Origin of the sequence: Vibrio sp. Scap24, assembly GCF_013394185.1 — a bacterium.
Classification (GTDB): domain Bacteria; phylum Pseudomonadota; class Gammaproteobacteria; order Enterobacterales; family Vibrionaceae; genus Vibrio; species Vibrio pomeroyi.
Map to the genome: position 1 here is coordinate 3,345,342 of NZ_CP041332.1, position 23,195 is coordinate 3,368,536.

Genomic DNA, 23,195 nt, shown 5'->3' on the forward strand with positions numbered 1-23,195 from the left:
AAATATGGTCATTCTATGTCAACGCCTGAAAGAACCATCAATATCGCTTTGCTCGCCTTTGAAGGGATTAGCGCCTTTCATCTGTCTGTTCCTTGTATGGTGTTTCAAGATGTATTCATCCAACAGGCGCCGCCGTTTCGCTTGAAGATTTGTGCAGAAGATGCGCAAGAGATTCCTTCTGGATCAGGTTTTAATATTTCTGTGCAAGAGGATCTTTCAGCGATGGATAACGCTGACATCATCATCATACCCAGTTGGCCAAACTCTCTGCCTGAGCCCAGCAACCAACTTCTTGATTCTTTGAAGCGCCAAAATGAAAGGGGAGCATTGCTTGTTGGTTTATGCCTTGGTAGCTATGTTCTGGCTTGTGCAGGCATTCTTGATGGTAAGCGTGCAACAACGCATTGGGCGTTTGCCAATTCGTTCCAAGAGCGATTCTCTTCAGTCGAGCTAGATCCTAATCCACTGTTTATAGAGCATGAGCAAGTGATCACGTCTGCGGGTACAGCGGCTTCCTTGGATTGTTGCCTTCATATTGTTCGTCGTTATTGTGGCGGGGAAGTGGCCAACGACTTAGCTCGAATGATGGTGACAGCGCCTTTTCGTTCAGGAGGGCAGCAGCAATACATTCCTGTACCCGTTAGCGTAGACACGCCAAAAGAGACGAGCTTGAGCCGAGTAATCGAGAGTGTTCGAAAAGAGCCAACCAAACCCTATTCGTTAGACGAGATGTCTGAACGATGTGCGATGAGTAAACGCACATTTACCCGACAGTTCAAGTCAGCTTATGGCTGTACGTTTGGGCATTGGTTGCTGAATCAACGTTTGGTTCTAAGCCAGCGTTTATTAGAAACTACGCTAAGCCCAATTCCAGAGATTGCAGAACTTTCAGGGTTCGGGTCTGAAAGTGTTTTTAGGAAGCATTTTAGCGCTGCGTTTCATGTCTCACCAACTCAGTGGCGCACAACGTTCAGACGTTAAATGCTCTTATCTAATGTTCTAACTACGGTCGTGTTAGGTAAAGAAGGGCGCATAGAAAAAGGTGGTTCAGCGAATTATCACTCAACCACCTTTAGCTATATTTCTACGTTTAAGTCTAAGAGCGTTACATAGTAAACACAGGCGACATACCGCTGTCTTGTCCACTCATTAGCAACAAGCCCATTAAGACAAGTAAAACACCACCAAATAGCTGCAAATAATGGCCTGCGGCTTTTAGTGACGCACTGTTATTTTTGTTACCGGCTGCCAAATAGCGTTTTACTAAGTTCTTACCTGTTAGTGTCATGATTGCAATCGTCGAGGTCGTGAACGCGGTACCTACCGCCATGGCGAATGCACTCAGAACACCCATCCAATACAAGCCGACCATATTCGCGAACAACAGAACCATAATGGCACCTGTACACGGTCTTACGCCAATTGTAACGATGATTCCGGCGTATTCACGGAGCGTTGAAGCTTTGTTTATTGCGTCTGCATCGGCAACATGCTGGTGGCCGCATCCACAGTCGGCATGAGAATGATCTGCGTGAGAGTGCTCTGCAGGTTGTAATGCGCTAGATGGATTCAACATCATTGAACCTGGAGATACTGATGAGCGAAGCGCCATTGGTGATTGGACTGAAATCGACGAGCGAGCAGACATTGGCGAAGACGTATCAGCAGCTAATGTGGTGATGGTTTTCACTTTCAACTTTGGTTTACGCATTGTAGTGTAGATGTTCTTAAGAGCCTTCCAACAGATCAAGGCACCGACTACCGCGACTAACGCAAAGCTTAACGAAACAAACATATTAGCCTTGTCATCCACCACTCGCATTGATGCGCTAAAGCCCCACAGCAATACACTCACCAGTAAGATTGCAACCAGCGCTTGTAAAAACGCAGAGACAACCGTGAGCACGAGACTCGCTTTCGCCTTAGTTGGGTGAGTTGCTAAGTAAGTGGACACGATAACCTTACCGTGGCCTGGGCCTAAAGAGTGAAGCATGCCGTAGACGAAGCTGAATCCGATGAGGTAGCTGCCTGCACCCCAAGGGTTAGACTTGGCTTCATAGAGTAGGTCAGCAAGTTCTGAGTTAACTTCTCTTTGCCATTGGATACTAGAGATAACCAATGATGGCCACATAAACCACAATTGGTATGCGCCGACAGCAACCAGCAATAAAGCGCCAATACCAATGAGGTAATAATTTGTTTTGATTTGATTTTTCTGCATTTAACAAGAACCTGTATCAGAGACCTTTCTCATTGAGTGAGGTTTAATGAGTTTGAGTTAAGACGTTTTATGACTGAAACGACTCATTATGATTAAGAAGCTGGAACCGCAGCACAGTGAAGCTCAACCGATTGAGTAAACAGTTGGCCTAACGTGTTGTCTGGATCGGCATCGGCAGGTAAAGACATCGCATAGCTCATTTGTTCAGGTGTCGGGTTCGGTTCAATGATCTCCAACTGGCATTGTCTTGCGAGTGAAGACGATAAAGTCACATCGTTATTTGAGATCCACGACATATCGACGAAGTAACTCGGATCAAAAATCAGCACGCGAAGCGAGTCTCGGGTTACTTGTTTTGGTTTTGAAAGTGGCAGGTCAAAAGTCAGTACCATCTTGGCTTTGTCACGCTCAAATTTGGCATGTTTAGCCACTTGATATTTGATTGGCTCTTCACCGTCGTAAAAGTAGGTGAAGTAGTGCTCGTACATCATGTTTTCGATGACAGATGCTGCAAGGTTTTTGTATGTCTCGACTTCTTTCTCTGGCGAGACATCTTCCCCGTCTAACATGTACATAGATGTCATGGCGTCAAAGGACCACTCCATTGAGAATCCGGTAATCATGCCATCCTCGCCCTCAATGTGGGTTTTCATTTCAATCCAAGAATGCGGGTGAGCAGATAGGCTCGGAGCAAAAGAGAATAATGCCAACCAAAGAGGCAAGCGCTTAATAGAACGTAAGCCCGCTGAAAAACGGCTTACATAGCGCGAAGGTAGGTGATTGAATGCGTTGGTTAGAATAAATAGCTGTTTCATGAGAGCGAATGGTTATTTAGTTTAATGTTATATTATAACAATTCATACCATTGTTCACTTCAAAATGTAAGTTTGTTTACTTCTAAATTGTCTCAATCCATGACTGTCTGTCTAATTCTTTTATCGCTATTAATCCGTTGAATAACGCTCGCCTCAGCATTAATTAAGTCAATGCTTGAGTGGCGTGCAGCTTGGATTAGATCTTAAACGCGTCGATAGGATTACACACCAGATAGGCTTAGGAACTACCCCCCAGTATAGGTAAGGTGCTATATTACTTGTTAAATCTTTCTTCCAACCACATTGAGTAACAACGTTATGTCACACACAGCCAAAGATCAGAAAAAACTCAAGGCAAGAGTGAGCAAGATACAAGGTCAGGTTAATGGTCTTAAAAAGATGTTGGATGATGAAGAACAGCAATGTCAGGATGTATTACAACAGATTGCAGCCATTCGTGGTGCTGTGAATGGCTTGATGCGAGAAGTGATTAAAGGTCACCTGCTAGAGCATGTGGTACTAGAAGATGACAAAGTTCAGCGTGAAGAAGATATGGAAGTCGTGCTTAAGGTTTTAGACTCTTACATCAAGTAGCCGGTTTGGTTAATCTGCCTTCATTTGTGACTTTCTTTTCTGCAGTTCTTTCTTAAGAGTATTGATGGCGTAAGGCTTCATCGATTTCCAAGCCTTACATTCTTCTCGGGTTCTCCCACACCCCAAGCACCATCCTTTACTGTTCGAAAAGTCGCACATATCAATACATGGGCTTTTTTGTTTTTTCATTTAGAGCCTGTCCTATTTAAAGTCGGTCTTCATTAAAGCCTGTTTAGCACTTTGTCGACACTTGCTTCAAGAGCACGTAATCGGTTGAACTCTTCGAACAAACGCTGTTCAAGGTTTTTAAAGTTTAGCGGAAGCGTTCGCTGGCAAATGCCATAGCTGTTGTCTTGGGTTTTGTATCCCTTCCAACTTTCGATGCGACTTTTTTCCAACTCTTTAAACTGACGTATAAATTCAGCTTGAGCAGGGCAATCTTCTTCTGCGTGCATACAGATTGGGAAGGCTTTCTGTTTAATTTGAGGACCTTCAATGAATGTCTCAAAGTGAATGCCGCCTTGGCTTTGGTTAAACCAGTTATCTTTATAGAGTTGAAGATACTCACCACGATTATAGATTTCCCAACCATCTTCAAACCAATTTGCGTTTCGTAGCATTTTCTCTAGGTTGCGGAACACACCCTTAACGTCTTTCATTCGGAAACTTTTCTCTGCTAATAGGGTTGCTAGGGGATACGAGATACATCGTTAAAAAAACTATACTCCCCTCCAGTATAAAATACTACCCCCTAGCATATGTGGTTATTTAAAGTTCAGCGCTAAGAGAGGGATGTTAAGTTGCTTTGTATAAAGAAAAGCCCCGCAAGTGCGAGGCAATTCTATTTGGGCAAGTAGATTTTAAGCCGTTTGCTAAACGAATTTAGACAACTAAACAAAAGGATTTTTAGAAGAACTTCTTGATTGCTTTTTCAGCACATGCGACATCTAAATGGCCACCTGGCGCACCGCCCACACCAATCGCACCAATCATCGCATTGTTTAATTGAACAGGAACGCCACCCGCTAGGAACAACAGGTTGTCGTCCATATTCTGCAAGGGTTGCATGATCGGCTTATCGGCGATGAGCTTCATCAAGTTACCTGAAGGCTGCTTCATGCTTGCCACGGTGAACGCTTTTTTGCGTGAGCTATCAAGTGTATGGATGCCAGCACCATCAGAACGCAGCTGAGCAATCACGTTACCCGACAAATCAACAACGGTCGCAGAAACCTTGTAGCCATCAGCTTCACATTGATTGACTGCTTCATGAGCAAGTTTGAATGCGGCTTCTGATGAGATTTGAGTGAAAGATACTGTTTGCGTTTCTGCTGCCATTGTATTGTGAGAAAGGCTAAGAAAACCAAGGGTTGCTGCTAGTACTGTTAGTTTTGTCGATTTCATGTTTACTCCGTTAAAGCATCTGTTTTCAAAAATATCCGTTTTCAAGTTCCGAATACTATTTTTTGCTTGTTTAGAAAGGGTGTTTTTATTCAACAGGCTCATACTAACGAACACATGATTACGAGGAACTTTCTCGAACATTACAAAGTTGCAATGTTGGTTATATTCGAGAAAGGATATTGATAGAGTGTGTTTAGACCACGGCAAACAGATAAACGGACGTTAATGAAAATACTATTGATTGAGGATGACATTCATATCGCAAAATTTTTGGTGAACGGTTTTCAGCAAGAAGGGATAACGGTGACCCACTCAAAGGATGGTGTTGATGGAATACACGAGGCCGTGACTGAAGAATACGACGTGATCATTCTTGATATCATGTTGCCTAAGAAAGACGGATTTGAAGTGCTTGCCGAGCTGCGAGGGCAGGGCTACGCGACGCCCGTCATCATATTAAGTGCCAAGCACTCGGTGGAAGAGCGTGTGCAAGGGCTGCAGTCCGGGGCTGATGATTATTTGGTGAAGCCTTTTGCATTTCCTGAGTTACTCGCTCGTTGCCAAACCTTGGTGCGTCGAGGCAAGCAGCCGACATCTCAACCATTAGAACTGCATTATGGTCCCCTAAGCCTAGATCTTCTGAAGCACACGCTACAAAGAGAACAACAAACGATCACCATCAATCAACGTGAGTTTATGTTGATGAAGCTACTGCTGGAAAACCCAGAGTCAGTGATGTCGAAAACGGCGATTCTTGAGCATGTCTGGGGGCATCAGTTTGATCCGCAAACCAACGTTGTGGATGTGCTCGTGTGCCGACTTCGCAGTAAAGTCGATAAAGGTTTTTCTAAGCCACTGATTCACACACTTCGAGGTGTTGGCTATGTCCTCAAGTCGTAGTATTGAAAAGGCACTTGCCAAAACGCAGAGGCATTTGTTGGTTCGTTTTATGTCGACCTTACTGCTCTGCTTGATGCTGGTGGAGTTGATTGTCGGGGCTATCTTCTTTTTCGATCTCTATCAAACCGAGAAGAAGATCCTTACGTCGATGTCTACTGAGTATCAACGTATTCTGACTTATGATTCGAGCGAACGTTTGATCCGTGTGTTGGAAGCCAACCCTCATCGTTTACTTGAAAACAACATTGCTGCTTATCAGGTTGAGAAGGGCGTTTCATCAGAGGGAACATTCATTGCGGGAACTCAACACCTATCAGCAACAGAGCCTTTTTCCAGCTACCAAATTGATGATAATCGCTCGTGGCTAGAGAGCTTCATCTTTAATCCTTATATGTCGTTATCTATTGAAGGAGAGCAGTATGATTTCTGGTTGGTTTTGGATAACCGATCGAGAGACTATATTGCTTACAATCAATGGCTAATGACTTTGTATGCGCTGTTGGCACTTGTGGCGGTTACTGCGGTGTTTACTCGTAAGATCATTCACAGTGCGATGTCGCCACTGATTACCTTTGGCGATCTGCTCGATAAGTTGAAAAAAGGACAGTTAGAACTTCCCAGCACTAGCACTCAGAAAGAAACCGAACTTCAAACACAGCAAGGTCTTAACGTCATCAGTTCCAGTGTTCACACGGCGGTTGCGAAATTGCAGCACGTGACGACAACCTTGAATACGACAGTTGATGCGATTGCTCATGATATTCGAACCCCTTTATCTCGTATTACTTTGGCGTCTCAAACCGCACTACTGAACAACGCCGATGAGCAAGCAATGAAAGATGCATTGGCATACTGTTCTGAACACGCAATGCAGGCAAGTAATATGCTAACTGCTTTGATGAAGCTGAACGATGAACTGACTGGCAAGCGAATACGCCAGAAAGTATCGACTCAGTTATCAGATGTAATTGGTAATGTGGTGAGCTGGTATGAAGATGTGGCAGAAGATAAACAAATCGAGCTGGTGTTTGAAGGTGAGCGTGACCTTATTGTTCAGTCCGATCCCGATAAATTGACTCAGGTTTTGGTTAATCTTGTTGATAACGCGATTAAGTACACAGAGCCCGAAGGAAAAGTGACGGTCAAAGTTGAGCAAACTACAGAGGGCAAGGTCGCGATAAGCTTTCAAGATACCGGTGTTGGCATAGAGCCAAAATATCAGGATCTGATTTTTGAACGACTTTACCGAGTCGACAGCAGTCGAAGTAATGTTGAGGGGTATGGCCTTGGGTTATCTTTGGCGCTTGCTATGGTCGAGAACCTCGAAGGCACTTTGAACGTGAAATCTGAGCTGGGTGTGGGGAGCACTTTCACGCTTACGCTTTAGTGTTCGGTTTTACCTGTTATCGTTTATTGGCTACGAAGGACGGCGACCTTTGTAGGTAACGAGTAGGTTACCAAGCAACATCACCACGCCACCAATGATCAGAGCTAGCGTTAACGGTTCGTCATAAAGCAGAATCCCGACAACTGCGATAACGGGGAGCCTAAAGAAGTCGAGTATCATCACCAGAGTCACTTCAGCGTTCTTCATGGCTTTGGTCAAGCAATAATGAGCGGAGAGTGCAGACAGGGCGACGAGTAACAACCAAGCTGATTCAAGTACTGAAGGAGTTTTCCATACTTGCCAAGACAGAATCAAACCGATCGGCAGTTGGATTAAACACATGTAAAACAGGATGGTCAGTGGAGCCTCTGTTCTAGCTAATGATTTGGTCGACGTATGCGCGACCGCGTAACAAAATGCCGCGCACAACACGACAATAGCTCCGGCATTCATGACATCTTGAGTCGGTTGAACAATGATGACAACGCCGAGTAACCCTAATGCGATAGCCATCATTTTCTTCAGTGTCAGGCTTTCACCCAGAAAGAGACTTGCCAAGAGAGCTGTCCAAAGTGGGACGGTGAATTCAAGCGCGAACACTTCCGACAGGGGAAGTAATCCAATTCCAACAAACCAGCCAAACTGCCCTCCAAAGTGAAAGACATTACGCAGGCTATGTAAGCGGAGTCGCTGTGTTGAAAACAGTTCCTTTTGCATAGACATGAAGATCAGAAATGACACCACGCATAAACCAATGACGCTTCTTACTAACAACACTTGATAAGTACTGATATTACCGCTGAGCTCTCGTGCTCCGATGGCCATCAAGCTGAATGACATCAGTGTGCCTATCATCCAAAGAATCGTTGATGAGATAGTGATTTCCTTATCGTGCGTATCAGGTTTCCATACTGAGTGATTGTGCAGAGTTTAACCGCTGTATTCAATTGAAACCTATTGTTTAATCGGATTTTGCATACTTGCTATTAAGATCTCTACAAACAGTAAATCTAATTTTTCACACGATAGTTATTGGCATATGCTAATAACTGGGCGTATTCTGAACTCCTGACCATCAATAACAGGAAGTTACCATGTTATACGCAGTACCTTGCCGCGACCTTCATGTCGGCAACCATTTTGCTCGTTCTCCTCAGATAGCTATTGTCGATGAGCGACAACAAATCAAGCATCTTATCCCTTTAGTTGAGTCAGATAGCCCGTGCAATAAGAAGAAACAATGGATGTCTGTCGTTAAATCTTACGATGTGCAGGCTGTGGTGGTTCGACACATTGGGAAGAAGATGTTGGCGCACTTGTTCAACAACGATATTCGTGTCTTTGCGTCTAAAGGAAAGGCGGAAGTGGCGACTTTGGACTTCAGCAGTCTGCAAGAAGTGACAGATATTGATTATGGTCGAGAGTCACGAAATAGCGGATGCAGCAAGAAAACGTGTGGCGAGAAAGGGCACAAGAAAGAAACGTCGATTCTCACGCCCCAGTTGAACCGGTTCAGTGTTATTCGAGGTGTGCGAAAATGACATTCTTACTCACACTAGTGGCTTTTGTTGGAGTGGTTGCGTTAATGGCAATAGGCGTGATTTTTTCACGTAAGCCAATCAAAGGCAGTTGTGGAGGGCTCGCGCAGTTAGACATTGAGCGCGAATGCAATTGCAAGGATGTGTGCGAAGGGCAAAGCCGAAAGCTGTATCAGATTACTGAGCCATCACATTAGTGCTCTTTGATAGCCTTTCGACAAGCAAAGTTAAAGCTTCGGACTATGAGCCTTGAATCACTAATGCATGGCCGTTGACGATGCACTTAGCGACTTTGGTTCGAGCACGTTTAATGATGTTGCCGAACGTTTGGCGCGACACCTGCATTTGCTCGGCGGCTTCAAGTTGGCTTAGGCCTTCTTGGTCCGCTAAGCGTAAGGCTTCCAATTCTTCTAACAGCAGTTCTTCCTTATGAAGCTCGTCCATAGGAATACCATTGGGCTTGAAACAAGAGTAAGCCGCACGGGTACATAACTGGCGATGTTTTTTTGGTCGAGCCATATCAATCTCTAAGAATCTAAGGGTAAAAAGGAATAAGGGAAAGTATGAAGGTTTTCATGCCTCACAATCATCGCCGTTGCCAAGTGTGCAGCCAAGGTTTTTTCGCAGACAGCCCCATTTGTTTTGAAGCCGTTGGCGTGCATGAAGCTCTAGTTAAATATGAAGCTAAATCCAAGTATGAAACTTTAATTAAGTATGAAACTTTCGCCAAGATTGTACCAACAGATAAAGTCGAGGGCTACGATGGCATCATGCAGGGCGGTATTGTTACCACATTACACGACAGCGCGATGCTGCATTGTTTGTTCCAAAACAGTATCAATGCGATGACGGTGAGTTTAACGTCTCGTTTTCATCATCCAATCGCCATTGGTCAAGAGTTGGAAGTTCGCGCTCAATGGGTCAAAAGCAGACGCAATATTCACTTCTTAGAGAGCAAAATCACTCAGAACGGAACCTTGTGTTCGTCAGCACAAAGCCAGTTTATGTCTTAGGTTTTAGCCGTTAGGTGTCAGCCAACACGTAATAGGTCTCGGAGTTGGTGGAAGGTGTATGGGTGGAGTTCGGCAGGGTATTCAAATCGAACGTTATTTCAGGTTTTCATTACACAAACGTTGAAAGTCTCTGGGTGAGTAACCTGTGCATTTGTTAAAGGTCGTAGAGAAAGTCGCCAAGCTTTCATAGCCGACACTCATGCAAACATCGGTGACAGAATGGCCCAGCTTCAAGAGTTCTTTAGCTTTGGCAATGCGCATGTCTTTCAGGTAGTTCCTAGGTGTAACACCATACACCTGTTTAAATACACGAATGTAGTGGAACCGAGACATAAATGCGGCTTTGGCTAGGTCATCTAACTCTATTTTTTCTGGATAGAACTCTTCTATGAATCGCTTCGATTGTCGGATGAGCACGTAATGTTTGGCTGGAAGTGCTATCTCACTATCCAAACGGTCGAGCTCTTGTTCATAGAATGTTTTAGGGGGGGATGACATTGCTCGTTAACCTGTTTTTGGATGGACATTTATTTATATTAGTCTTGTTCAGTACGAAAGACGTAGAACAACCAACAGGTGACACTCTTGGAGGCACCTGTTAGTCGAATAAGTTAGAGCGTTATAGCAATTGCATCAACTGGATGTAATTACCACAGGTGTCGTCTAACACGGCAATTATTACGCTTCCGGCTTCTCTTGGCGTTATTGAGAACTCGACCCCTAGAGCAACCAATCTTTCGTATTCTGCCTTAACGTCATCTACAGCAAATGACGTCCAAGGAATACCAGCTTCTTTCAATGAATTTTGGTATTGCTTAGCGGGTTCGAAAGCCATTGGCTCAAGAAGCAGTTCAACGCCCGATTGTTCTTGAGGAGACACAACCGTTAACCATTTGTGTTCACCGAGCGGGACTTCTGTTTTCTTGATAAAGCCTAGAATATTGGTATAGAAATCCAGAGCTCTGTCTTGGTCTTCAACGGGAACACTTGTTACGACGATTTTCATTGCGAACTACCTTTAATTGTTGGGAACAGGAGCAGAATAACCAGAGGGACCAAACAATACTTATTCTATATTGCTTTCCTGAAAGTGTAGAGTCGAGTTGTCCTGTAGTTCGTACTTTGTTGAGCCCGTTCTTTGCAGAATAAATAGGGTTCTCTATAGTTAAAGTAACAACTATTAAAGCTAGGGCAGCATTGAATTTATCATAAACTCTTTTCATTCCTGAGGACGATAAGGCGTGTTCGTTAGGCGAGCCTTTGCACTCGATTCAATTCATCGCTGCCTTTTCTGGAGGGCTGCTGATGCAAAAATTCTTCAAATCGACACTTCGATACTGTGCTCTTTCAATCGTTTTACTTTTCCCATTTTTCAGCACTTTTGCTTCATCTGCTCAGCTTAAAGTTGGTGTTTACCCTTGTCCTCCTTTTGTTATTAGTTCAATGGATAATGAGTGGGATGGACTCAGTATTGAGCTGTGGGAAAAGATCGCCCAAAACATGGGCGTTGAGTTCACGGTAGAAAATCACCCTCTCGATGACTTACTCAGCTCGATAGAAACGGGGCAAATCGATATTGGTGTCTCTTGCATCTCAATCACGCCAGAACGTGAACTGTTCGCCGATTTCTCACACTCATTCTACGAAACCCACCTTGCTATCGCAGTGAAGAAGAAAGGCTACCTAGAGACGTTACATTCGATATTCTTGAACCCTGCGTTGTGGCTCATTATCGGAGTGATCGTCTTTGTCGCCGGAGCTATTGGCGCATTCTTCTATGCATTGGAACATGGAGAAAATGAAAAGCTCTACTCCATGAAAAGCCGCACGGGACGTTGGCTAGAGAGCTTTATTCTCGGTTTGCTTTTCATTACCCGAGGTCCCTTCAATTACTTTGAATTCAAGAGCTTAACAGGGCGAATTGCGACGGTGTTCATTGGTGTTTTCAGCATGCTTTTTATCGCCAGTATTACCGCTGTGTTGGCGAGTAAACTCACGCTTAGCCAAGGATCTTCTCAGATCAAAGGTGTTAATGATCTAGCGAATGTCAAAGTAGGTGCCAAGGTCGCGACTACGTCCTCTCTGTTATTGACTAGCTTCGGTATCAGACACGAGAACTATATTGATATGCCAAGGCTGTTGACTGCTTTAGAGGAAGGGGAGGTAGACGCCATTGTAGCCGATGATGTGGTGCTCAAATATATGATTGGTAATGGCAGAATGAGAGGGCAATTTGAAGACTTAGAGGTGTTACCATACCAGTTAGAGAAACAAAACTATGGTTTCATCATCACGGAAAATAACCCGTATGAAGAAGAGATAAACCGCGCACTGCTGCAAATTCGGGAATCTAGGAAGTGGCGTAAAATCTTAGTCGAATACTTCGCGGATAACTAACAGAGACAGCGACACAAAGCGTAAGGTATTAGCTATCAGTCTGCTCTGATTCCAACGCTGAAATTTTACGCTTTTTGAAATGTTTAACACCGGCCCAAACGACATAAGCGGCAACAAAAACGATCAACGCTGAGCGAAGTAGGATCGGCGCGTCATGCTCTAACTGCTTAACATGAGGGGCGATACTGGCGAACAATCGGCTGGTAAAAAGCAGCCCCATAACTAACATAATAACTTTATTCATGTGACCAGCCTTTCAATGAGTTGGGTTACACAGAACAAGTTATCGTCGAGTTAGGTTATTAAGACGACCAAGAGCGGTTCTGCTTGGAAATAAAAGCATGCGCTTCTCAAACGTCACCGTCAACGCGATATCGGCCTAAAGCCAGTAAGCTAAAATTTCGTTTTTGGAAGTGGATTGTTCTTCAATGGAAACGAGATTCAGAAATGCCGATGAAGCATCAGGCTCTTTACGATGAATTTGATTCTTCCATTTATTATTCTGATTTATGATCGCATGCAATCTTAGGGGGACAAATGTCCTCCTGTTTGTTTCTGTCAGCGCAATAAGATAGGTGCTACTAAAAACAAATAACAAAGGACATCCCTATGGATCTATTCGCCCTACTTGATATCAACAATACTCTAGTCAATATCCCAATAGGGGATGGCTATGCAATGAGCTGGATCGAAGCATTCGGCACTGTGTTTGGCCTGCTTTGCATTTGGTTTGCGAGCCAAGAGAAAACCATTAACTATCTGTTCGGATTACTGAATGTCACCTTATTTGCGGTTATCTTTTTCCAAATTCAGTTATACGGACTGTTACTTCTTCAACTCTTTTTCTTCTGCGCTAACATTTACGGCTGGTACGCATGGACACGTCCTAATGAGCAAGGTGAAACGCTAGAAGTTCGCTGGTTGAGCCAAAATAAGCTCGTAGCAACGGCTGCAGCGTGTGCGATTTCGATTGCTTTGCTAACTATGTACATCGACCCATTCTTCTTTGCGCTAGCAAACATCGCGGTTGATAGTCTGAACCTATTTGGTGCGGATTTAGCGGAGCCAGTGCTTGAACCGGATGCGTTCCCATTCTGGGATGCGACCATGACCATTCTATCGATTGTTGCTCAAGTTCTTATGACACGTAAGTATGTTGAAAACTGGATCCTTTGGATTGTGATTAACATTATCAGTGTTGGTATTTACGCGACGCAGGGCGTTTACGCAATGTCTGTCCAATACGCTATTTTGATGTTTATTGCGGCGAACGGTACTCGTGAGTGGGCTCGTACAGCTAAACGTAACAGTGATAAATCACTGACTCAAGCAACGGCTTCTTAGGAGTTAAAATGGCAAAGCAACCTCATATTGGCGTAGATGCAACGCAAATTGCTCCGTTAGTCATTGTTTGTGGTGAGCCAGATAGAGCGAATCGCATTGCGAATTTACTTGAGCATGCTGAACTGGTGTCTGAAAACCGTGAATATCGAATTTTCACTGGTACCTATCAAGGTAAAGCGATATCTGTTTGTAGTACGGGCATTGGCGCACCTTCGATGATTATTGCGGTTGAAGAGCTTAAGTTTTGTGGTGCGACTCATATCGTAAGAGTCGGCTCTGCGGGGGCGATGCAATCATACATTGGGCTTGGTGAATTGATTATTGCAGAGGGTGCAGTTCGTGATGAGGGTGGTTCTGCGGCTTACGTTAAACCGTCGTATCCGGCTTATGCAAGTTTCTCTCTGCTTAAAGAGCTAGACAAGTTCTTGCAGCAGCAATCGACACCTTACTATTTAGGAACGGTGCGTTCACACGATAGCTTTTATACGGATGACGAACAGGCGCTTTGTCAGTATTGGAACGGCAAAGGCATATTAGGTGCAGACATGGAAACATCGGCACTGTTTACTGTCGGTCGCTTGAGAGGGGTTAACGTAGCTTCCATCCTGAACAATGTTGTCTTGTACGAACAAGATGTAAAAGACGGTGTTGGACAGTATGTTGATGAAGCAAAAGTGATGATGGAAGGTGAACGACTTGCGTCACTAGCGGCATTAGAAGCCTTGATTGCTCAATAAAGCTTGAACAAACTACTGATAAAAGCGATGGGAGACCGTCGCTTTTTTTATTGTTCTCTCCATTGGTTTAAGCCGCTACAATCGCTATAACATCAACAGCAGTTAATGCAATGAGAGACAGTTAGTATGAAGATCGAACCATATTCAAGCGGACGTTTTAAAAACTACCTAGAACAGAAAAGCTCTGAATTCAAAGCTCTCATTTACCAACACCAAGTCAGTTCGCGCTATTTTGATAAGAATGATGAAATTCTGCGCCAAGGTGAACAGCTTCAATACCTCTATGTTGTGCCAGCAGGGAGAGTCTCCATGAGTATTTCTGCGGCTAACGGGCGACGTTTTCAATTGGGGGAGGTGAATTGCGACTATCATATCTTTGGCGAGATGGAGTTCTTCACTCAAACGCCTTGTCAATGGAATGTAGTGGCAGATGAACACATGCAGGTTGATGTTATTTGTATCCAGAAACTATCAGAAGCATTACATGATAAGCCGGAGATGATGTTCTTTTTCGCCTCAGCACTGGCCGAAGATTATCAAGACTCTATGGGTATTTACACCAATCGTCTTTTACATTCGATTACTTACAACATTGCCTACGATTTACTGGTGCAAAGCCAGACTAATACCGTGTTAGGCGGGTTCGATAAAGTGAACCAAGAAGCTGAACGCTTTGGCACATCGAGCAGGGTGTACCGCAGAGCCGTCAAAGACTTGCTGGACAAAGGTTTCATCAAGAAAGGGCAACAAGGGTTAGAGATTATCGACCAGCAAGCACTTGAAGCCTTTATTGATTCGTATGAGTAAATAAAAGGCCCCGCAATTACGAGGCCTGGGTTCTGTTCCATTAAATCAGCTAGCTTTTGCCAGTTGCATTGGTGACACATAAGAGCCGTTAGTGTGCTGACCAATGACGTTATGAAGATCTTGTTCATATAGATCTAACCAAGCGTAGCGCTCACGATATAGCTTTCGTTTCTGACGCTTAAGTGCTTCAAGATCTTTCCTTGTTGACTGGATAGGCAGAGCATAAAAACATTTGTTATGTTGCTGACCTTCGTGTTCTTCCCATAAGCTATTGTATTTAAGACTTATCTCTTTGCCTTTTTTCCCGTAGCGAGAAGCGTTGTATACATGTCCCGTTTCGTTGACTGCATAGATGTGATTAACGCCAAAACTGGTCGCCATTAATCGAAGGGTTTCGACCATGAAGGACTTGGGTCTTAAACCATAAAATGCCTTGGTGAATGCACGGCTGAAACCATTGTCATTTGCTCCGCCTTGAACACCACCAATGTAGATATCATTGTTAAAAACAGAGAATGATATGGTGTACATTTTGTTCAACATGGAATCAGTAAGGGAGAGAGTTAGCTCACCTTCTTTTCTCGAATTCCTTTCAAAGCTCAGGTTTAGCAAGTAGGTTTGCTCGCCGATTTCTAGCTCTAGAAGATTAAGCCTTTCGTTATATATTTTATGGCGAGCTTCTGTTGTGAACTTGTCTTCGAACCAATCATAGTGCATTGATAGTATGTCGATTTTTTCTTTTTTACTGAAGTCAGTACACAAGTAAGGGGTGACAAACTTAGATAGGAAATTTGGCTGCTTTTTGAATAAGAGCTTTCTCTCAACAGAGCTGAAATTCTCATTCATTTTTTTAGTATCTGAATAATAAAGCAGAGCACGAGCAGCGAACTTAATTATCGCTTTGTACTTTCCCTTATTCTTATGGACATTAGCGTCAATTCCCATGCGAACTACATTCATAATCACCTCAACAAAGAAGCACAACACAAACACATCAGTGCCGTGAACAGCTTCCTTTCTTCTCACAAATAACAAGGGAGATGATGATAATGAAAAGTGTCTTTGGGGTATGTATGGGTATGTATTGCAATGTAATTGAGTCAGTTACTTTGTGCTCAGAACTTATGCAATCCTCTATTAATAATCACATCGGATTGATAGGAATAATGGGGGAAGGAGTAGGTTAATTCTAAATAAACAATGCCACTACAGGGCTGCAGTGGCATTTGAACGATAACAATCTATAGTTCTAGCAGCTTCGCCAATTCACGTTCTTCGAGAAGCTCTTCAATGCGTTGACGAGCCTTTGGCCCTTCGGCTTGTGCTTTCGTTGACTTGCCTGCTTTCTTACTGCGACTGGTTTTCGCTTTTTCCTTTGGCGTAGTCATCGTAACTTTCCTTGTTGTATTGCTGTGTTAAAGGTTGCATGCCTCTTTTAAAGCTTTACCTGCTTTAAATGCTGGCGTCTTTGATGCTGAAATTTGAATCTCTTCTCCAGTTCGTGGGTTACGACCTGTGCGTGCAGCACGAGTGTTCACTTTAAAACTGCCAAATCCAAGGATGGACACATCATCACCGTTCGCAAGCGTCGTAGAAATACCTTCAACGAGAGCATTTAATGCTGAGCCTGCTTGGTCTTTTGAGATGTCTGCAGAAGTCGCGATGTGTTCAACTAATTGAGATTTGTTCATAATCTATATTCCTTATTGAGTACGGCTGGCGTCTACCTTTAGCACCTAGCTGAGGTGATCTTATCAATCGCAACTGAAATAATGTCAGTGATTGGGTAGGGCTTTGTAAAGTAACCAACAAAATCGACTATAAAAGCATCTGTCGGTTCAATCAATGGAATTCATTGATTATTATGGATTTAAAGTCAGTTACTCACGCAAACTTGAGAAAAGTGACCTCGAATTTTAGATGTGATTCATTTGATCAATCAAAGGTAATACCTAACAGGCGCCTTGGTGCGAGTACAAAAACAAAAAGCCCAGCGTATGTGCTGGGCTTTGATATGCGTTTCTGTGCGAAATCAGTAACAGTTACTTGGTGATAAATATCTGCTCTGTTTCTAGCGATGTCATGTCACGAACCTGACGCCAGATATAGTAGAAAATACCGAGCATCATAAGCAGGCTAGGGATCGCGATCGCTGGGTAGCTGTAAAGTGTCAGTTTACCAAGCTCTTCATTGAAAGCTGCAGTGCCAGCAGGGCTGGTTACAATCCAAGTCGCTAGGAAATAGTTCATCGCAGATGAGAAAGCGAATGTACTAGCGAACATGTAATTTGATGTCATTAGGCAACGGTCAAACTTAGCTTGATTACCAAACTGTCTTAAACGCTCTTCAATCAAAGAGATGTTTAACAGTGCGGGCGTGAAGATCACTTTTTGGATAAATGGGTAGCGAGTAAAGGTAGAACCAAGTACCGCCAAGCCAATTAAGCCAGGGATTAGTGCTTCTTTTAGTGCTAACCAACGCGTGTCCAATTCGAAGAAACCAATGCCGCCCGTTAAAAGTACGCTGACAAAGCCAAGTGCGGCGATGAAGTTAAATTTCTTGTTGCGGATAAGCTCCATACCGCCGTAAGCGATAGGGAAGGCGAGTGCGACAAGCAGAGCTAAGCCAGTTCCGAGATGCTCTTCTCCACTGAACTTCATTAGGATGAACGAAGGAAGAAAGACGTTAAAAACGACTTCGAAAAGAGGGCTCGATTTTTTGTTTTCTGTATTACTCATAATTTCTAAATACATTATGTTATGGATTTATTCTCAGGGATTGTTGTTTACCTCGCCCAAGATGTAAAGCCTTAAGGGGGCATGCTATGTAACGACATGTGACACCAACGGCATATTTTTGAATGTCAGGCTCACCATTTGTCAGAAAAAACGCGTTATGCCCTACGCTTTTTGAAGGCGTGCCAACCTGCACTCAAAATCGTTTTAATCACCACGCCAAGAGCGCTCAGTTTCGGATCTGCGTTTTTACCTGCGGCAATTCTCCACATTTGATGTTCGTACCAAACTAATCCCACCATGGCTATTTTATCTAGTGCCGGTTTGCCTGTGGTTGGCACATCTAACGGCATTCCATGGCTTGGGTTTTCAATGAGTTTGTTTGGAAAGTCTGGATCAACCGCCATGGTGCGAGCAATACCAATAAAGTCGGTAGCGGATGTTTGCAACGCTTCGTTCATTGCCGGTGCGGTTCTAAAGCCACCAGTCACCACCAAAGGAGTGTTAACTAGTTTTCTTACTTTGACCATGTAATCCAAGAAATACGCTTCACGTTTCGCTGTACTGGCTTTAACGGGTTCGTTTTTGTTCTTAGAACCCATCATCGACGGGCTCTCATAAGTGCCACCTGAGATTTCAATCAGGTCGATGCCTTCACGGCTAAGCGCTTGAACGACGTGCATTGACTCTTCTTCGGTAAAGCCACCTTTCATGAAGTCTGCGCTGTTGAGTTTGATCCCGACAGGAAAACCTTCCCCAACTTCTGCACGAATGGAGCGATACAGTTCGAGCACGAAGCGAAGTCGGTTATCTAACGAACCGCCCCATTTATCATCTCGCTGGTTGTGTCTTGAAGATAAAAATTGGCTGACAAGGTAGCCATGAGCACCGTGAATTTGTACTCCAGTAAAGCCAGCTTGTTTTGCCAACTTAGCGCTTAAGGCAAACTTACCAATCACTTCATGGATTTCTGAATCAGTCAGTGCTCGCGGGGTATTGAAGCCTTTCTCTAATCCGCGTTCTAATGAGATAGCAGAAGGAGCGACAGGCTTATCACACAGGAATTTGGGGATCTGTTTTCCTGGGTGATTTAACTGCATCCAAATTTGTGAGCCATTTTGCTTTCCAGCACTTGCCCAAGCTTGAAACTGAGTGAGGTCACTGAGTTCATCCAAAACTACGTTCTTTGGTTCACCCAGTGCGTTCCTATCAACCATCACGTTTCCCGTCATAGACAAACCAATGCCACCTTTTGCCCAACGTTGGTACAAGATCGCTAGCCCCTCTTTAGGGTTATGTTGTTTATCACCAAGTTGTTCGCTCATTGCTGATTTAAACAGCCGGTTTTTGATGACTTGACCATTAGGAAGAGTAAACGGTTCGTTGAGGTTAATAGGTTGCATAGATGAGAGTTCGGATGTGCATTATAGATGGCTCTAGTATGTCTTATTTTGTCGAACGTTCCGAATCATTTGAATTTGATTGTATGGTTGAGCTGATTTCGCATAACAAGTGGATACCCTCTTAAACACAATGCTCAATCAAATACTCTTCTCTCAGACACTATGTTAAATGGTTCAGTGTTTGAGAGAAGAGTGGGGAGAGGTGGATTATTGGTCGAACATGAGATTGAAACTTAGTGGAACCTTATCGGAAATCGCTAGCCCGCCAACGGTTGCAGAAAGCTTGTTGAGGTTTTCTGCCGAAATCCCAAAATCAGCGCCATTGACGATGATCGTTGATGTTGAATTGACCATCACAAAACTTTCAGCCGGAACAACCATTACTGGGAAGTCGATGGTCTTAGTTACACCGTGAAGAGTCACTTCAGCGGCTATAGTCGTATTTTGTGGATCACCAGATAGCATTGAAGGGTCGATCTTTCCCGCGATCTTCACGTCAGGAAAAGTCATGGATTCGAAGTAGAGTTCATTGAGTCGCTGGTCGCGAATCGATACTCCGGTACTCAGGCTTTTCAAATCTAACAAAATAGAAAACTGGCCATCTTCTGTCAGCCCACCGGATAAGGGCTTCATGGATGCGGGTTCTACAACAAACTGCTTCTTAATGGTTGCGAACGTCACGTTCGATAACTTTGGATCTAACGTGAAGCCTGTTTCTGAAAAAGAGGGCGCAGAAATAAGGGTACAAAAGAGACCGAGTGCAGGTATTAGCTTTTTCATAAGTGGTCACCATATAGATGAGTTTCTTTGGTAAGTGTAGATAGAAGCTTAGGTCAGTATCTTAAGAATTACTGCAACTCAATAGGTAACAGTCAATTGTTGGAAGCAAGCGCAAGAAGCAGAGCATTTGATGTTACAAAGGGAACAGTTAGTTGAATGAGAAACTAAGGTAGTAACCAGGAGTTGTGCTTGTGAGGCCTATACGGCCCCACAAGTATTAGGTTAGTTTATTTTTTGGTATGTAGATACGTTCTTGGACTCGCCAGTTGGTAGCATTTTACGGCGAATTAAAACACCTTGATCCCAGTCTTTGCCTGCTGGCATGTATGACCATTTAACAAAGTACTCTTTACCTTGAGGGCATTCTGTTCCCATTTCGTAGTTACCTGAGTCACAGAAGCGAACAGTAGTATTCAGCTCACTAAGCGTCGCTTTTGAAATACGCCCTGTTTGGTTAAACCACCAATAGTCTAGGTTAGAAAAGTCGGCATAAGAATAAGGCCCCTCATCATCCAACTCTACTGGCGTGGAACCTGTACACTCTTGGCCAGATACAGTGATTTCCGTTTCACCAAATACATACTCAGAACGTGCTTGTTCCCCGTTGTTACAAGTTTCTAAGTGTTCCCATGTACCTACAAAATTGACGTAGCGGTCAGTATCTTGGTCATCGATTTGATAGATGAAACGAATTTTCTCACTAACGCCACCTTTGTTCGAAACTGATGGTGCTGATTTATCTTGCTCCGAACCTAGGTTGAACTTCTTATCTAGAATGGTTAGTACTTCAGTCGTAGCATCATAAGACTGTGAGTAAATGTTGTATTGCCACGCTGTTCCGTCTCTATTATTTGAATCATCATATAACTCAGTCTCAATCATAGAATTCAATTGAGACTGTGAAGTAGCGAGAACATAAGGCATATAGCTTTCTATCTCTTCATCGTCATAGTCCATGCTCTCTTCTGGTTCACTCTCATTTGGGTTGTTAAACTTGTAGGAGAATTGACTTCCAAGGTTGAACCGCTCATCAGTTGTTGCGTCTTGGCCGTCGCATTTGGTTTGATCATCATCGGTAACGGTGAATTTACGAGAGTCACCTGTCGACGCAACACAGCTTAAGTATTTGCTAGCCCAAGCCGAACTAAAACCTGAGTCGTTGTTACCTTCAAGGAAAACGATAGCGTCGCCAGAGAGTTTGTAATCCCAGCGAGCAGAACTACGAACTAAATCAAACGTCTCTTCGTCGATGGTTTTGTCAGCGTGAACATAAAACTGCTTTTGATTTGTAAGAGGGTCATGATCATTCAACTCATGCAACTGATATTGATTGATACTCACTTCACGAATGATGTTACCGCTACCACGCTGAAACATTGGAACAGACGAATCTTCACCGCGGTCATTATATTCCTTTAACGAACTGTTCATGTGAGCAACTGCGTCATCTTCGCTTACAATGTCAGCTTCATTCATCCCCATATGATCTTCTAGGAAAGTGATAACCGTGTCTTGGTCGTCTAGGTTGATTTTATGCAATGCACTGATGGTTGCTTCACCGATGTTCGTCGAGAGTGTTTCGGGTAACACGATATTTGAGTCTTGGTCGCCAACATTGACCGATTGAAGAAGAATAGCGAGGTTTACTGCTCTTTCGTAAGTACCTGTTGCTTCAAAGGGGCTTAAAACATCACGGTTAGATGCAGCACCGACTTTGAGCCCATCTTCACCACCCAAGTAAAAGGTCAGCGTCGTGTTTGATATCGCGCTGTATTGACCACCGTTATCGGTAAATCCGCTGTTTACGAGTTGATCTGTGTAATAAAGACCATCAACAGCTGCGTCAACAAAGGTGCCTTGTGTTGTCGTAATAGGACTGGTGAAGTCAATCGGTGCAGAGCTTGTGCTATCGTCATCATCATTACACCCAGTGATGCCAACCAAAATTGCTGCTGACAAAGCGCACATCTTAAGTGAGCCAATGTTCATTTTTCTCATTATAATGCCTTGTGATTTTTGAGGTTACTTCTATAAAACGCGAGGATTATGATGAATTTAAATATGAAAATTGGTTATATGTTAAATAATTAATGATTCTTCATGGATAAACGAGCATTAAATAATGAAATATAAATTAACTATGCACTAATTATAATTTTTAGCTGTTGCATATATTTGATTTCTAAGCCACTGATGAGCTGAGTCTACATTTTTACGTGGGTGCCAATACAAAGACATATTTATATCGCTGAGATTAAAAGGTAGGTCGAATGTTTTTATAGAAAACTTGTCCTTACAAGTACTTTCCATAAATGACGGTAAAAGGGCGATGCAGTCTGTTTTCTCAACTAAGGAAAGTGTCTCAAAGAAGCTAGATGCTTTATAAACTATTTTACGAGCATTGAGCGCTTCGATATCAGAATTCAACATTACATTGTCTCTGTTTATCTCATGAGTGATAGAAACATGATGTTCAGTATAGAATTGTTGCATGTTGGTATTAAATCCATCGATTCTAGGATGATCGACTCTGCAACAAGCTTTGAGCTTATCACTCATAATGACTTTGTGTTTTAACATCGTGTTTCCTATCGGGCGTAACCCAATAATCAAGTCGTAGTTACCTAAGCTAAGGTCGTTTTCGTAATCCGAAGAGGTCAAAGGGTGAATAGTGAGAGTAATGCCCGGTGCTAGTTGTTGAATCCTAGTAAATAACTCAGGAAGAAGGAAAAAGTCTACTGTATGTATACAAGCGATCGAAAATGACCTTTTTGAATTAATTGGAGAAAACGAGTTATGTGTCGAGGATAAGGTCGCATTAAAATTGTCAATTATTGCTGCCATATCGGAGTAGAGCGTAGACGCATAGCTAGTGGGTTCCACACCTGAACGAGTACGATTGAAAAGAGTATCTTCGTATATTTCTCTTAATCTCGATAGTGCCTTACTAACTGCTGGCTGAGTTATTGATAAACGTTTGGCGGCTTTTGATAAGTTTTTTTCTTCGAATATGGCGACAAAGATTGGAACCAGATTAAGGTCGGTAGTTTTCATTAGACGTTTTTTAAGGTGGCTTTTATATGATTTTTAAAATTGAACATTATTCTACGATATAAAAAA

Annotated in this window: 29 protein-coding genes; 11 read left to right on the forward strand and 18 right to left on the reverse strand. The window is 43.3% G+C overall.

The window, feature by feature from the left end; translation table 11 throughout:
• Positions 1–15 precede the first annotated feature (15 nt).
• Positions 16–981 carry a GlxA family transcriptional regulator gene (locus FLM53_RS14910; RefSeq protein ID WP_176681441.1) on the forward strand — a complete coding sequence of 322 codons (966 nt, stop codon included), beginning with the start codon at positions 16–18 and terminating at the stop codon, positions 979–981.
• Positions 982–1,105: 124 nt separating this feature from the next.
• Here the strand turns inward: FLM53_RS14910 and FLM53_RS14915 are convergent, their stop codons facing one another.
• Positions 1,106–2,221, reverse strand: a complete 1,116-nt coding sequence (locus tag FLM53_RS14915; RefSeq protein ID WP_176681440.1) for a nickel/cobalt transporter — start codon at positions 2,219–2,221, stop codon at positions 1,106–1,108.
• Positions 2,222–2,313: 92 nt separating this feature from the next.
• The gene (locus FLM53_RS14920) at positions 2,314–3,036 is read right to left on the reverse strand and encodes a DUF1007 family protein (RefSeq protein ID WP_176681439.1); all 723 of its coding nucleotides are present in this window, start codon (positions 3,034–3,036) and stop codon (positions 2,314–2,316) included.
• Between the two features lie 318 nt (positions 3,037–3,354).
• On the opposite strand from FLM53_RS14920, the gene rcnR reads away from it, so the two are divergent.
• A complete protein-coding gene (gene rcnR / locus FLM53_RS14925) occupies positions 3,355–3,630 on the forward strand; it encodes a Ni(II)/Co(II)-binding transcriptional repressor RcnR (protein WP_017631168.1) in 276 nt (91 codons plus the stop codon).
• A 9-nt stretch (positions 3,631–3,639) separates the two neighbouring features.
• Here the strand turns inward: rcnR and FLM53_RS14930 are convergent, their stop codons facing one another.
• From FLM53_RS14930 to FLM53_RS14940, 3 genes are all read right to left on the reverse strand, one after another.
• Entirely contained in the window at positions 3,640–3,819 is a 180-nt protein-coding gene (locus tag FLM53_RS14930) for a DUF1289 domain-containing protein (protein ID WP_176681438.1), read from the reverse strand.
• 32 nt (positions 3,820–3,851) lie between these two features.
• On the reverse strand, positions 3,852–4,289 hold the full coding sequence (locus tag FLM53_RS14935; protein ID WP_176681437.1) for a hypothetical protein: 438 nt from the start codon (positions 4,287–4,289) through the stop codon (positions 3,852–3,854).
• Positions 4,290–4,536: 247 nt separating this feature from the next.
• Positions 4,537–5,034 carry a heme-binding protein gene (locus FLM53_RS14940; protein ID WP_176681436.1) on the reverse strand — a complete coding sequence of 166 codons (498 nt, stop codon included), beginning with the start codon at positions 5,032–5,034 and terminating at the stop codon, positions 4,537–4,539.
• A gap of 225 nt (positions 5,035–5,259) precedes the next feature.
• Between FLM53_RS14940 and FLM53_RS14945 the strand changes: the two genes are divergently transcribed.
• Complete coding sequence (locus tag FLM53_RS14945) at positions 5,260–5,934, forward strand: response regulator transcription factor (RefSeq protein WP_176681435.1); 675 nt, start codon at positions 5,260–5,262, stop codon at positions 5,932–5,934.
• On the forward strand, positions 5,918–7,321 hold the full coding sequence (locus FLM53_RS14950; protein ID WP_176681434.1) for a cell wall metabolism sensor histidine kinase WalK: 1,404 nt from the start codon (positions 5,918–5,920) through the stop codon (positions 7,319–7,321). Before FLM53_RS14945 ends, FLM53_RS14950 begins: the two co-directional genes overlap by 17 nt.
• Positions 7,322–7,351: 30 nt before the next feature.
• On the opposite strand, the gene FLM53_RS14955 is transcribed toward FLM53_RS14950, so the two are convergent.
• Positions 7,352–8,176: a DMT family transporter gene (locus FLM53_RS14955; protein WP_176681433.1), complete on the reverse strand. Its 825-nt coding sequence runs from the start codon at positions 8,174–8,176 to the stop codon at positions 7,352–7,354.
• A gap of 239 nt (positions 8,177–8,415) precedes the next feature.
• On the opposite strand from FLM53_RS14955, the gene FLM53_RS14960 reads away from it, so the two are divergent.
• Both FLM53_RS14960 and nqrM read left to right on the forward strand, forming a co-directional pair.
• Complete coding sequence (locus FLM53_RS14960) at positions 8,416–8,862, forward strand: NifB/NifX family molybdenum-iron cluster-binding protein (protein WP_176681432.1); 447 nt, start codon at positions 8,416–8,418, stop codon at positions 8,860–8,862.
• Positions 8,859–9,056 (forward strand): (Na+)-NQR maturation NqrM, encoded by a 198-nt coding sequence (nqrM, locus tag FLM53_RS14965; RefSeq protein WP_176681431.1) that lies wholly within the window; start codon positions 8,859–8,861, stop codon positions 9,054–9,056. The genes FLM53_RS14960 and nqrM overlap by 4 nt, the downstream gene beginning before the upstream one ends.
• Positions 9,057–9,099: 43 nt before the next feature.
• Here the strand turns inward: nqrM and FLM53_RS14970 are convergent, their stop codons facing one another.
• Positions 9,100–9,378 carry a DUF134 domain-containing protein gene (locus FLM53_RS14970; protein ID WP_123309665.1) on the reverse strand — a complete coding sequence of 93 codons (279 nt, stop codon included), beginning with the start codon at positions 9,376–9,378 and terminating at the stop codon, positions 9,100–9,102.
• Between the two features lie 44 nt (positions 9,379–9,422).
• Here FLM53_RS14970 and FLM53_RS14975 point away from each other — a divergent pair, with 44 nt between their 5' ends.
• On the forward strand, positions 9,423–9,872 hold the full coding sequence (locus FLM53_RS14975) for a PaaI family thioesterase (protein WP_176681430.1): 450 nt from the start codon (positions 9,423–9,425) through the stop codon (positions 9,870–9,872).
• A 93-nt stretch (positions 9,873–9,965) separates the two neighbouring features.
• Here FLM53_RS14975 and FLM53_RS14980 read toward each other — a convergent pair whose 3' ends face one another.
• Together FLM53_RS14980 and FLM53_RS14985 are read right to left on the reverse strand one after the other, a co-directional pair.
• Positions 9,966–10,370, reverse strand: a complete 405-nt coding sequence (locus FLM53_RS14980) for an AraC family transcriptional regulator (RefSeq protein WP_176681429.1) — start codon at positions 10,368–10,370, stop codon at positions 9,966–9,968.
• Between the two features lie 121 nt (positions 10,371–10,491).
• Positions 10,492–10,878, reverse strand: coding sequence for a VOC family protein (locus FLM53_RS14985; RefSeq protein WP_176681428.1), 387 nt, complete (start codon positions 10,876–10,878; stop codon positions 10,492–10,494).
• A gap of 299 nt (positions 10,879–11,177) precedes the next feature.
• Between FLM53_RS14985 and FLM53_RS14990 the strand changes: the two genes are divergently transcribed.
• Complete coding sequence (locus FLM53_RS14990) at positions 11,178–12,269, forward strand: transporter substrate-binding domain-containing protein (protein ID WP_176681427.1); 1,092 nt, start codon at positions 11,178–11,180, stop codon at positions 12,267–12,269.
• A gap of 28 nt (positions 12,270–12,297) precedes the next feature.
• On the opposite strand, the gene FLM53_RS14995 is transcribed toward FLM53_RS14990, so the two are convergent.
• A complete protein-coding gene (locus FLM53_RS14995) occupies positions 12,298–12,513 on the reverse strand; it encodes a hypothetical protein (RefSeq protein ID WP_176681426.1) in 216 nt (71 codons plus the stop codon).
• Positions 12,514–12,878: 365 nt separating this feature from the next.
• Here FLM53_RS14995 and pnuC point away from each other — a divergent pair, with 365 nt between their 5' ends.
• The 3 genes from pnuC (at position 12,879) to FLM53_RS15010 (ending at position 15,157) form a co-directional block, all read left to right on the forward strand.
• On the forward strand, positions 12,879–13,613 hold the full coding sequence (pnuC, locus tag FLM53_RS15000) for a nicotinamide riboside transporter PnuC (protein WP_017065475.1): 735 nt from the start codon (positions 12,879–12,881) through the stop codon (positions 13,611–13,613).
• 8 nt (positions 13,614–13,621) lie between these two features.
• Positions 13,622–14,350, forward strand: a complete 729-nt coding sequence (locus tag FLM53_RS15005) for a nucleoside phosphorylase (RefSeq protein WP_176681425.1) — start codon at positions 13,622–13,624, stop codon at positions 14,348–14,350.
• A 126-nt stretch (positions 14,351–14,476) separates the two neighbouring features.
• Positions 14,477–15,157 carry a Crp/Fnr family transcriptional regulator gene (locus tag FLM53_RS15010; protein WP_176681424.1) on the forward strand — a complete coding sequence of 227 codons (681 nt, stop codon included), beginning with the start codon at positions 14,477–14,479 and terminating at the stop codon, positions 15,155–15,157.
• 45 nt (positions 15,158–15,202) lie between these two features.
• Here FLM53_RS15010 and FLM53_RS15015 read toward each other — a convergent pair whose 3' ends face one another.
• From FLM53_RS15015 to FLM53_RS15050, 8 genes are all read right to left on the reverse strand, one after another.
• The gene (locus FLM53_RS15015; protein WP_176681423.1) at positions 15,203–16,117 is read right to left on the reverse strand and encodes a VirK/YbjX family protein; all 915 of its coding nucleotides are present in this window, start codon (positions 16,115–16,117) and stop codon (positions 15,203–15,205) included.
• A 281-nt stretch (positions 16,118–16,398) separates the two neighbouring features.
• Positions 16,399–16,545 (reverse strand): hypothetical protein, encoded by a 147-nt coding sequence (locus FLM53_RS15020; RefSeq protein ID WP_017632874.1) that lies wholly within the window; start codon positions 16,543–16,545, stop codon positions 16,399–16,401.
• Between the two features lie 27 nt (positions 16,546–16,572).
• On the reverse strand, positions 16,573–16,848 hold the full coding sequence (locus FLM53_RS15025) for an HU family DNA-binding protein (protein WP_017632873.1): 276 nt from the start codon (positions 16,846–16,848) through the stop codon (positions 16,573–16,575).
• Between the two features lie 351 nt (positions 16,849–17,199).
• A complete protein-coding gene (locus tag FLM53_RS15030; protein ID WP_017632872.1) occupies positions 17,200–17,895 on the reverse strand; it encodes a VC0807 family protein in 696 nt (231 codons plus the stop codon).
• 155 nt (positions 17,896–18,050) lie between these two features.
• Positions 18,051–19,295: an NADH:flavin oxidoreductase/NADH oxidase family protein gene (locus tag FLM53_RS15035; RefSeq protein WP_176681422.1), complete on the reverse strand. Its 1,245-nt coding sequence runs from the start codon at positions 19,293–19,295 to the stop codon at positions 18,051–18,053.
• A gap of 207 nt (positions 19,296–19,502) precedes the next feature.
• Entirely contained in the window at positions 19,503–20,075 is a 573-nt protein-coding gene (locus FLM53_RS15040) for a YceI family protein (protein ID WP_176681421.1), read from the reverse strand.
• A gap of 222 nt (positions 20,076–20,297) precedes the next feature.
• Positions 20,298–22,073, reverse strand: coding sequence for a hypothetical protein (locus FLM53_RS15045; RefSeq protein WP_176681420.1), 1,776 nt, complete (start codon positions 22,071–22,073; stop codon positions 20,298–20,300).
• A gap of 147 nt (positions 22,074–22,220) precedes the next feature.
• Positions 22,221–23,129 (reverse strand): LysR family transcriptional regulator, encoded by a 909-nt coding sequence (locus tag FLM53_RS15050; protein WP_176681419.1) that lies wholly within the window; start codon positions 23,127–23,129, stop codon positions 22,221–22,223.
• Positions 23,130–23,195 lie beyond the last annotated feature (66 nt).

Excerpts from the sequence above, each read along its gene's own strand:
- FLM53_RS15010 (WP_176681424.1), top strand. The coding sequence starts at position 14,477 with ATGAAGATCGAACCATATTCAAGCGGACGTTTTAAAAACTACCTAGAA.
- FLM53_RS15035 (WP_176681422.1), bottom strand. The coding sequence starts at position 19,295 with ATGCAACCTATTAACCTCAACGAACCGTTTACTCTTCCTAATGGTCAA.
- FLM53_RS15005 (WP_176681425.1), top strand. The coding sequence starts at position 13,622 with ATGGCAAAGCAACCTCATATTGGCGTAGATGCAACGCAAATTGCTCCG.
- FLM53_RS15030 (WP_017632872.1), bottom strand. The coding sequence starts at position 17,895 with ATGAGTAATACAGAAAACAAAAAATCGAGCCCTCTTTTCGAAGTCGTT.
- FLM53_RS15025 (WP_017632873.1), bottom strand. The coding sequence starts at position 16,848 with ATGAACAAATCTCAATTAGTTGAACACATCGCGACTTCTGCAGACATC.
- FLM53_RS14945 (WP_176681435.1), top strand. The coding sequence starts at position 5,260 with ATGAAAATACTATTGATTGAGGATGACATTCATATCGCAAAATTTTTG.
- FLM53_RS14920 (WP_176681439.1), bottom strand. The coding sequence starts at position 3,036 with ATGAAACAGCTATTTATTCTAACCAACGCATTCAATCACCTACCTTCG.
- FLM53_RS15045 (WP_176681420.1), bottom strand. The coding sequence starts at position 22,073 with ATGAGAAAAATGAACATTGGCTCACTTAAGATGTGCGCTTTGTCAGCA.
- pnuC (WP_017065475.1), top strand. The coding sequence starts at position 12,879 with ATGGATCTATTCGCCCTACTTGATATCAACAATACTCTAGTCAATATC.
- FLM53_RS14950 (WP_176681434.1), top strand. The coding sequence starts at position 5,918 with ATGTCCTCAAGTCGTAGTATTGAAAAGGCACTTGCCAAAACGCAGAGG.
- FLM53_RS14955 (WP_176681433.1), bottom strand. The coding sequence starts at position 8,176 with ATGATAGGCACACTGATGTCATTCAGCTTGATGGCCATCGGAGCACGA.
- FLM53_RS15015 (WP_176681423.1), bottom strand. The coding sequence starts at position 16,117 with ATGAATGTAGTTCGCATGGGAATTGACGCTAATGTCCATAAGAATAAG.
- FLM53_RS14930 (WP_176681438.1), bottom strand. The coding sequence starts at position 3,819 with ATGAAAAAACAAAAAAGCCCATGTATTGATATGTGCGACTTTTCGAAC.
- FLM53_RS15040 (WP_176681421.1), bottom strand. The coding sequence starts at position 20,075 with ATGAAAAAGCTAATACCTGCACTCGGTCTCTTTTGTACCCTTATTTCT.
- rcnR (WP_017631168.1), top strand. The coding sequence starts at position 3,355 with ATGTCACACACAGCCAAAGATCAGAAAAAACTCAAGGCAAGAGTGAGC.
- FLM53_RS14975 (WP_176681430.1), top strand. The coding sequence starts at position 9,423 with ATGAAGGTTTTCATGCCTCACAATCATCGCCGTTGCCAAGTGTGCAGC.
- FLM53_RS14915 (WP_176681440.1), bottom strand. The coding sequence starts at position 2,221 with ATGCAGAAAAATCAAATCAAAACAAATTATTACCTCATTGGTATTGGC.
- FLM53_RS14990 (WP_176681427.1), top strand. The coding sequence starts at position 11,178 with ATGCAAAAATTCTTCAAATCGACACTTCGATACTGTGCTCTTTCAATC.
- FLM53_RS15050 (WP_176681419.1), bottom strand. The coding sequence starts at position 23,129 with ATGAAAACTACCGACCTTAATCTGGTTCCAATCTTTGTCGCCATATTC.
- FLM53_RS14940 (WP_176681436.1), bottom strand. The coding sequence starts at position 5,034 with ATGAAATCGACAAAACTAACAGTACTAGCAGCAACCCTTGGTTTTCTT.
- FLM53_RS14960 (WP_176681432.1), top strand. The coding sequence starts at position 8,416 with ATGTTATACGCAGTACCTTGCCGCGACCTTCATGTCGGCAACCATTTT.
- FLM53_RS14995 (WP_176681426.1), bottom strand. The coding sequence starts at position 12,513 with ATGAATAAAGTTATTATGTTAGTTATGGGGCTGCTTTTTACCAGCCGA.
- FLM53_RS14935 (WP_176681437.1), bottom strand. The coding sequence starts at position 4,289 with ATGAAAGACGTTAAGGGTGTGTTCCGCAACCTAGAGAAAATGCTACGA.
- nqrM (WP_176681431.1), top strand. The coding sequence starts at position 8,859 with ATGACATTCTTACTCACACTAGTGGCTTTTGTTGGAGTGGTTGCGTTA.
- FLM53_RS15020 (WP_017632874.1), bottom strand. The coding sequence starts at position 16,545 with ATGACTACGCCAAAGGAAAAAGCGAAAACCAGTCGCAGTAAGAAAGCA.
- FLM53_RS14985 (WP_176681428.1), bottom strand. The coding sequence starts at position 10,878 with ATGAAAATCGTCGTAACAAGTGTTCCCGTTGAAGACCAAGACAGAGCT.
- FLM53_RS14980 (WP_176681429.1), bottom strand. The coding sequence starts at position 10,370 with ATGTCATCCCCCCCTAAAACATTCTATGAACAAGAGCTCGACCGTTTG.
- FLM53_RS14910 (WP_176681441.1), top strand. The coding sequence starts at position 16 with ATGTCAACGCCTGAAAGAACCATCAATATCGCTTTGCTCGCCTTTGAA.
- FLM53_RS14970 (WP_123309665.1), bottom strand. The coding sequence starts at position 9,378 with ATGGCTCGACCAAAAAAACATCGCCAGTTATGTACCCGTGCGGCTTAC.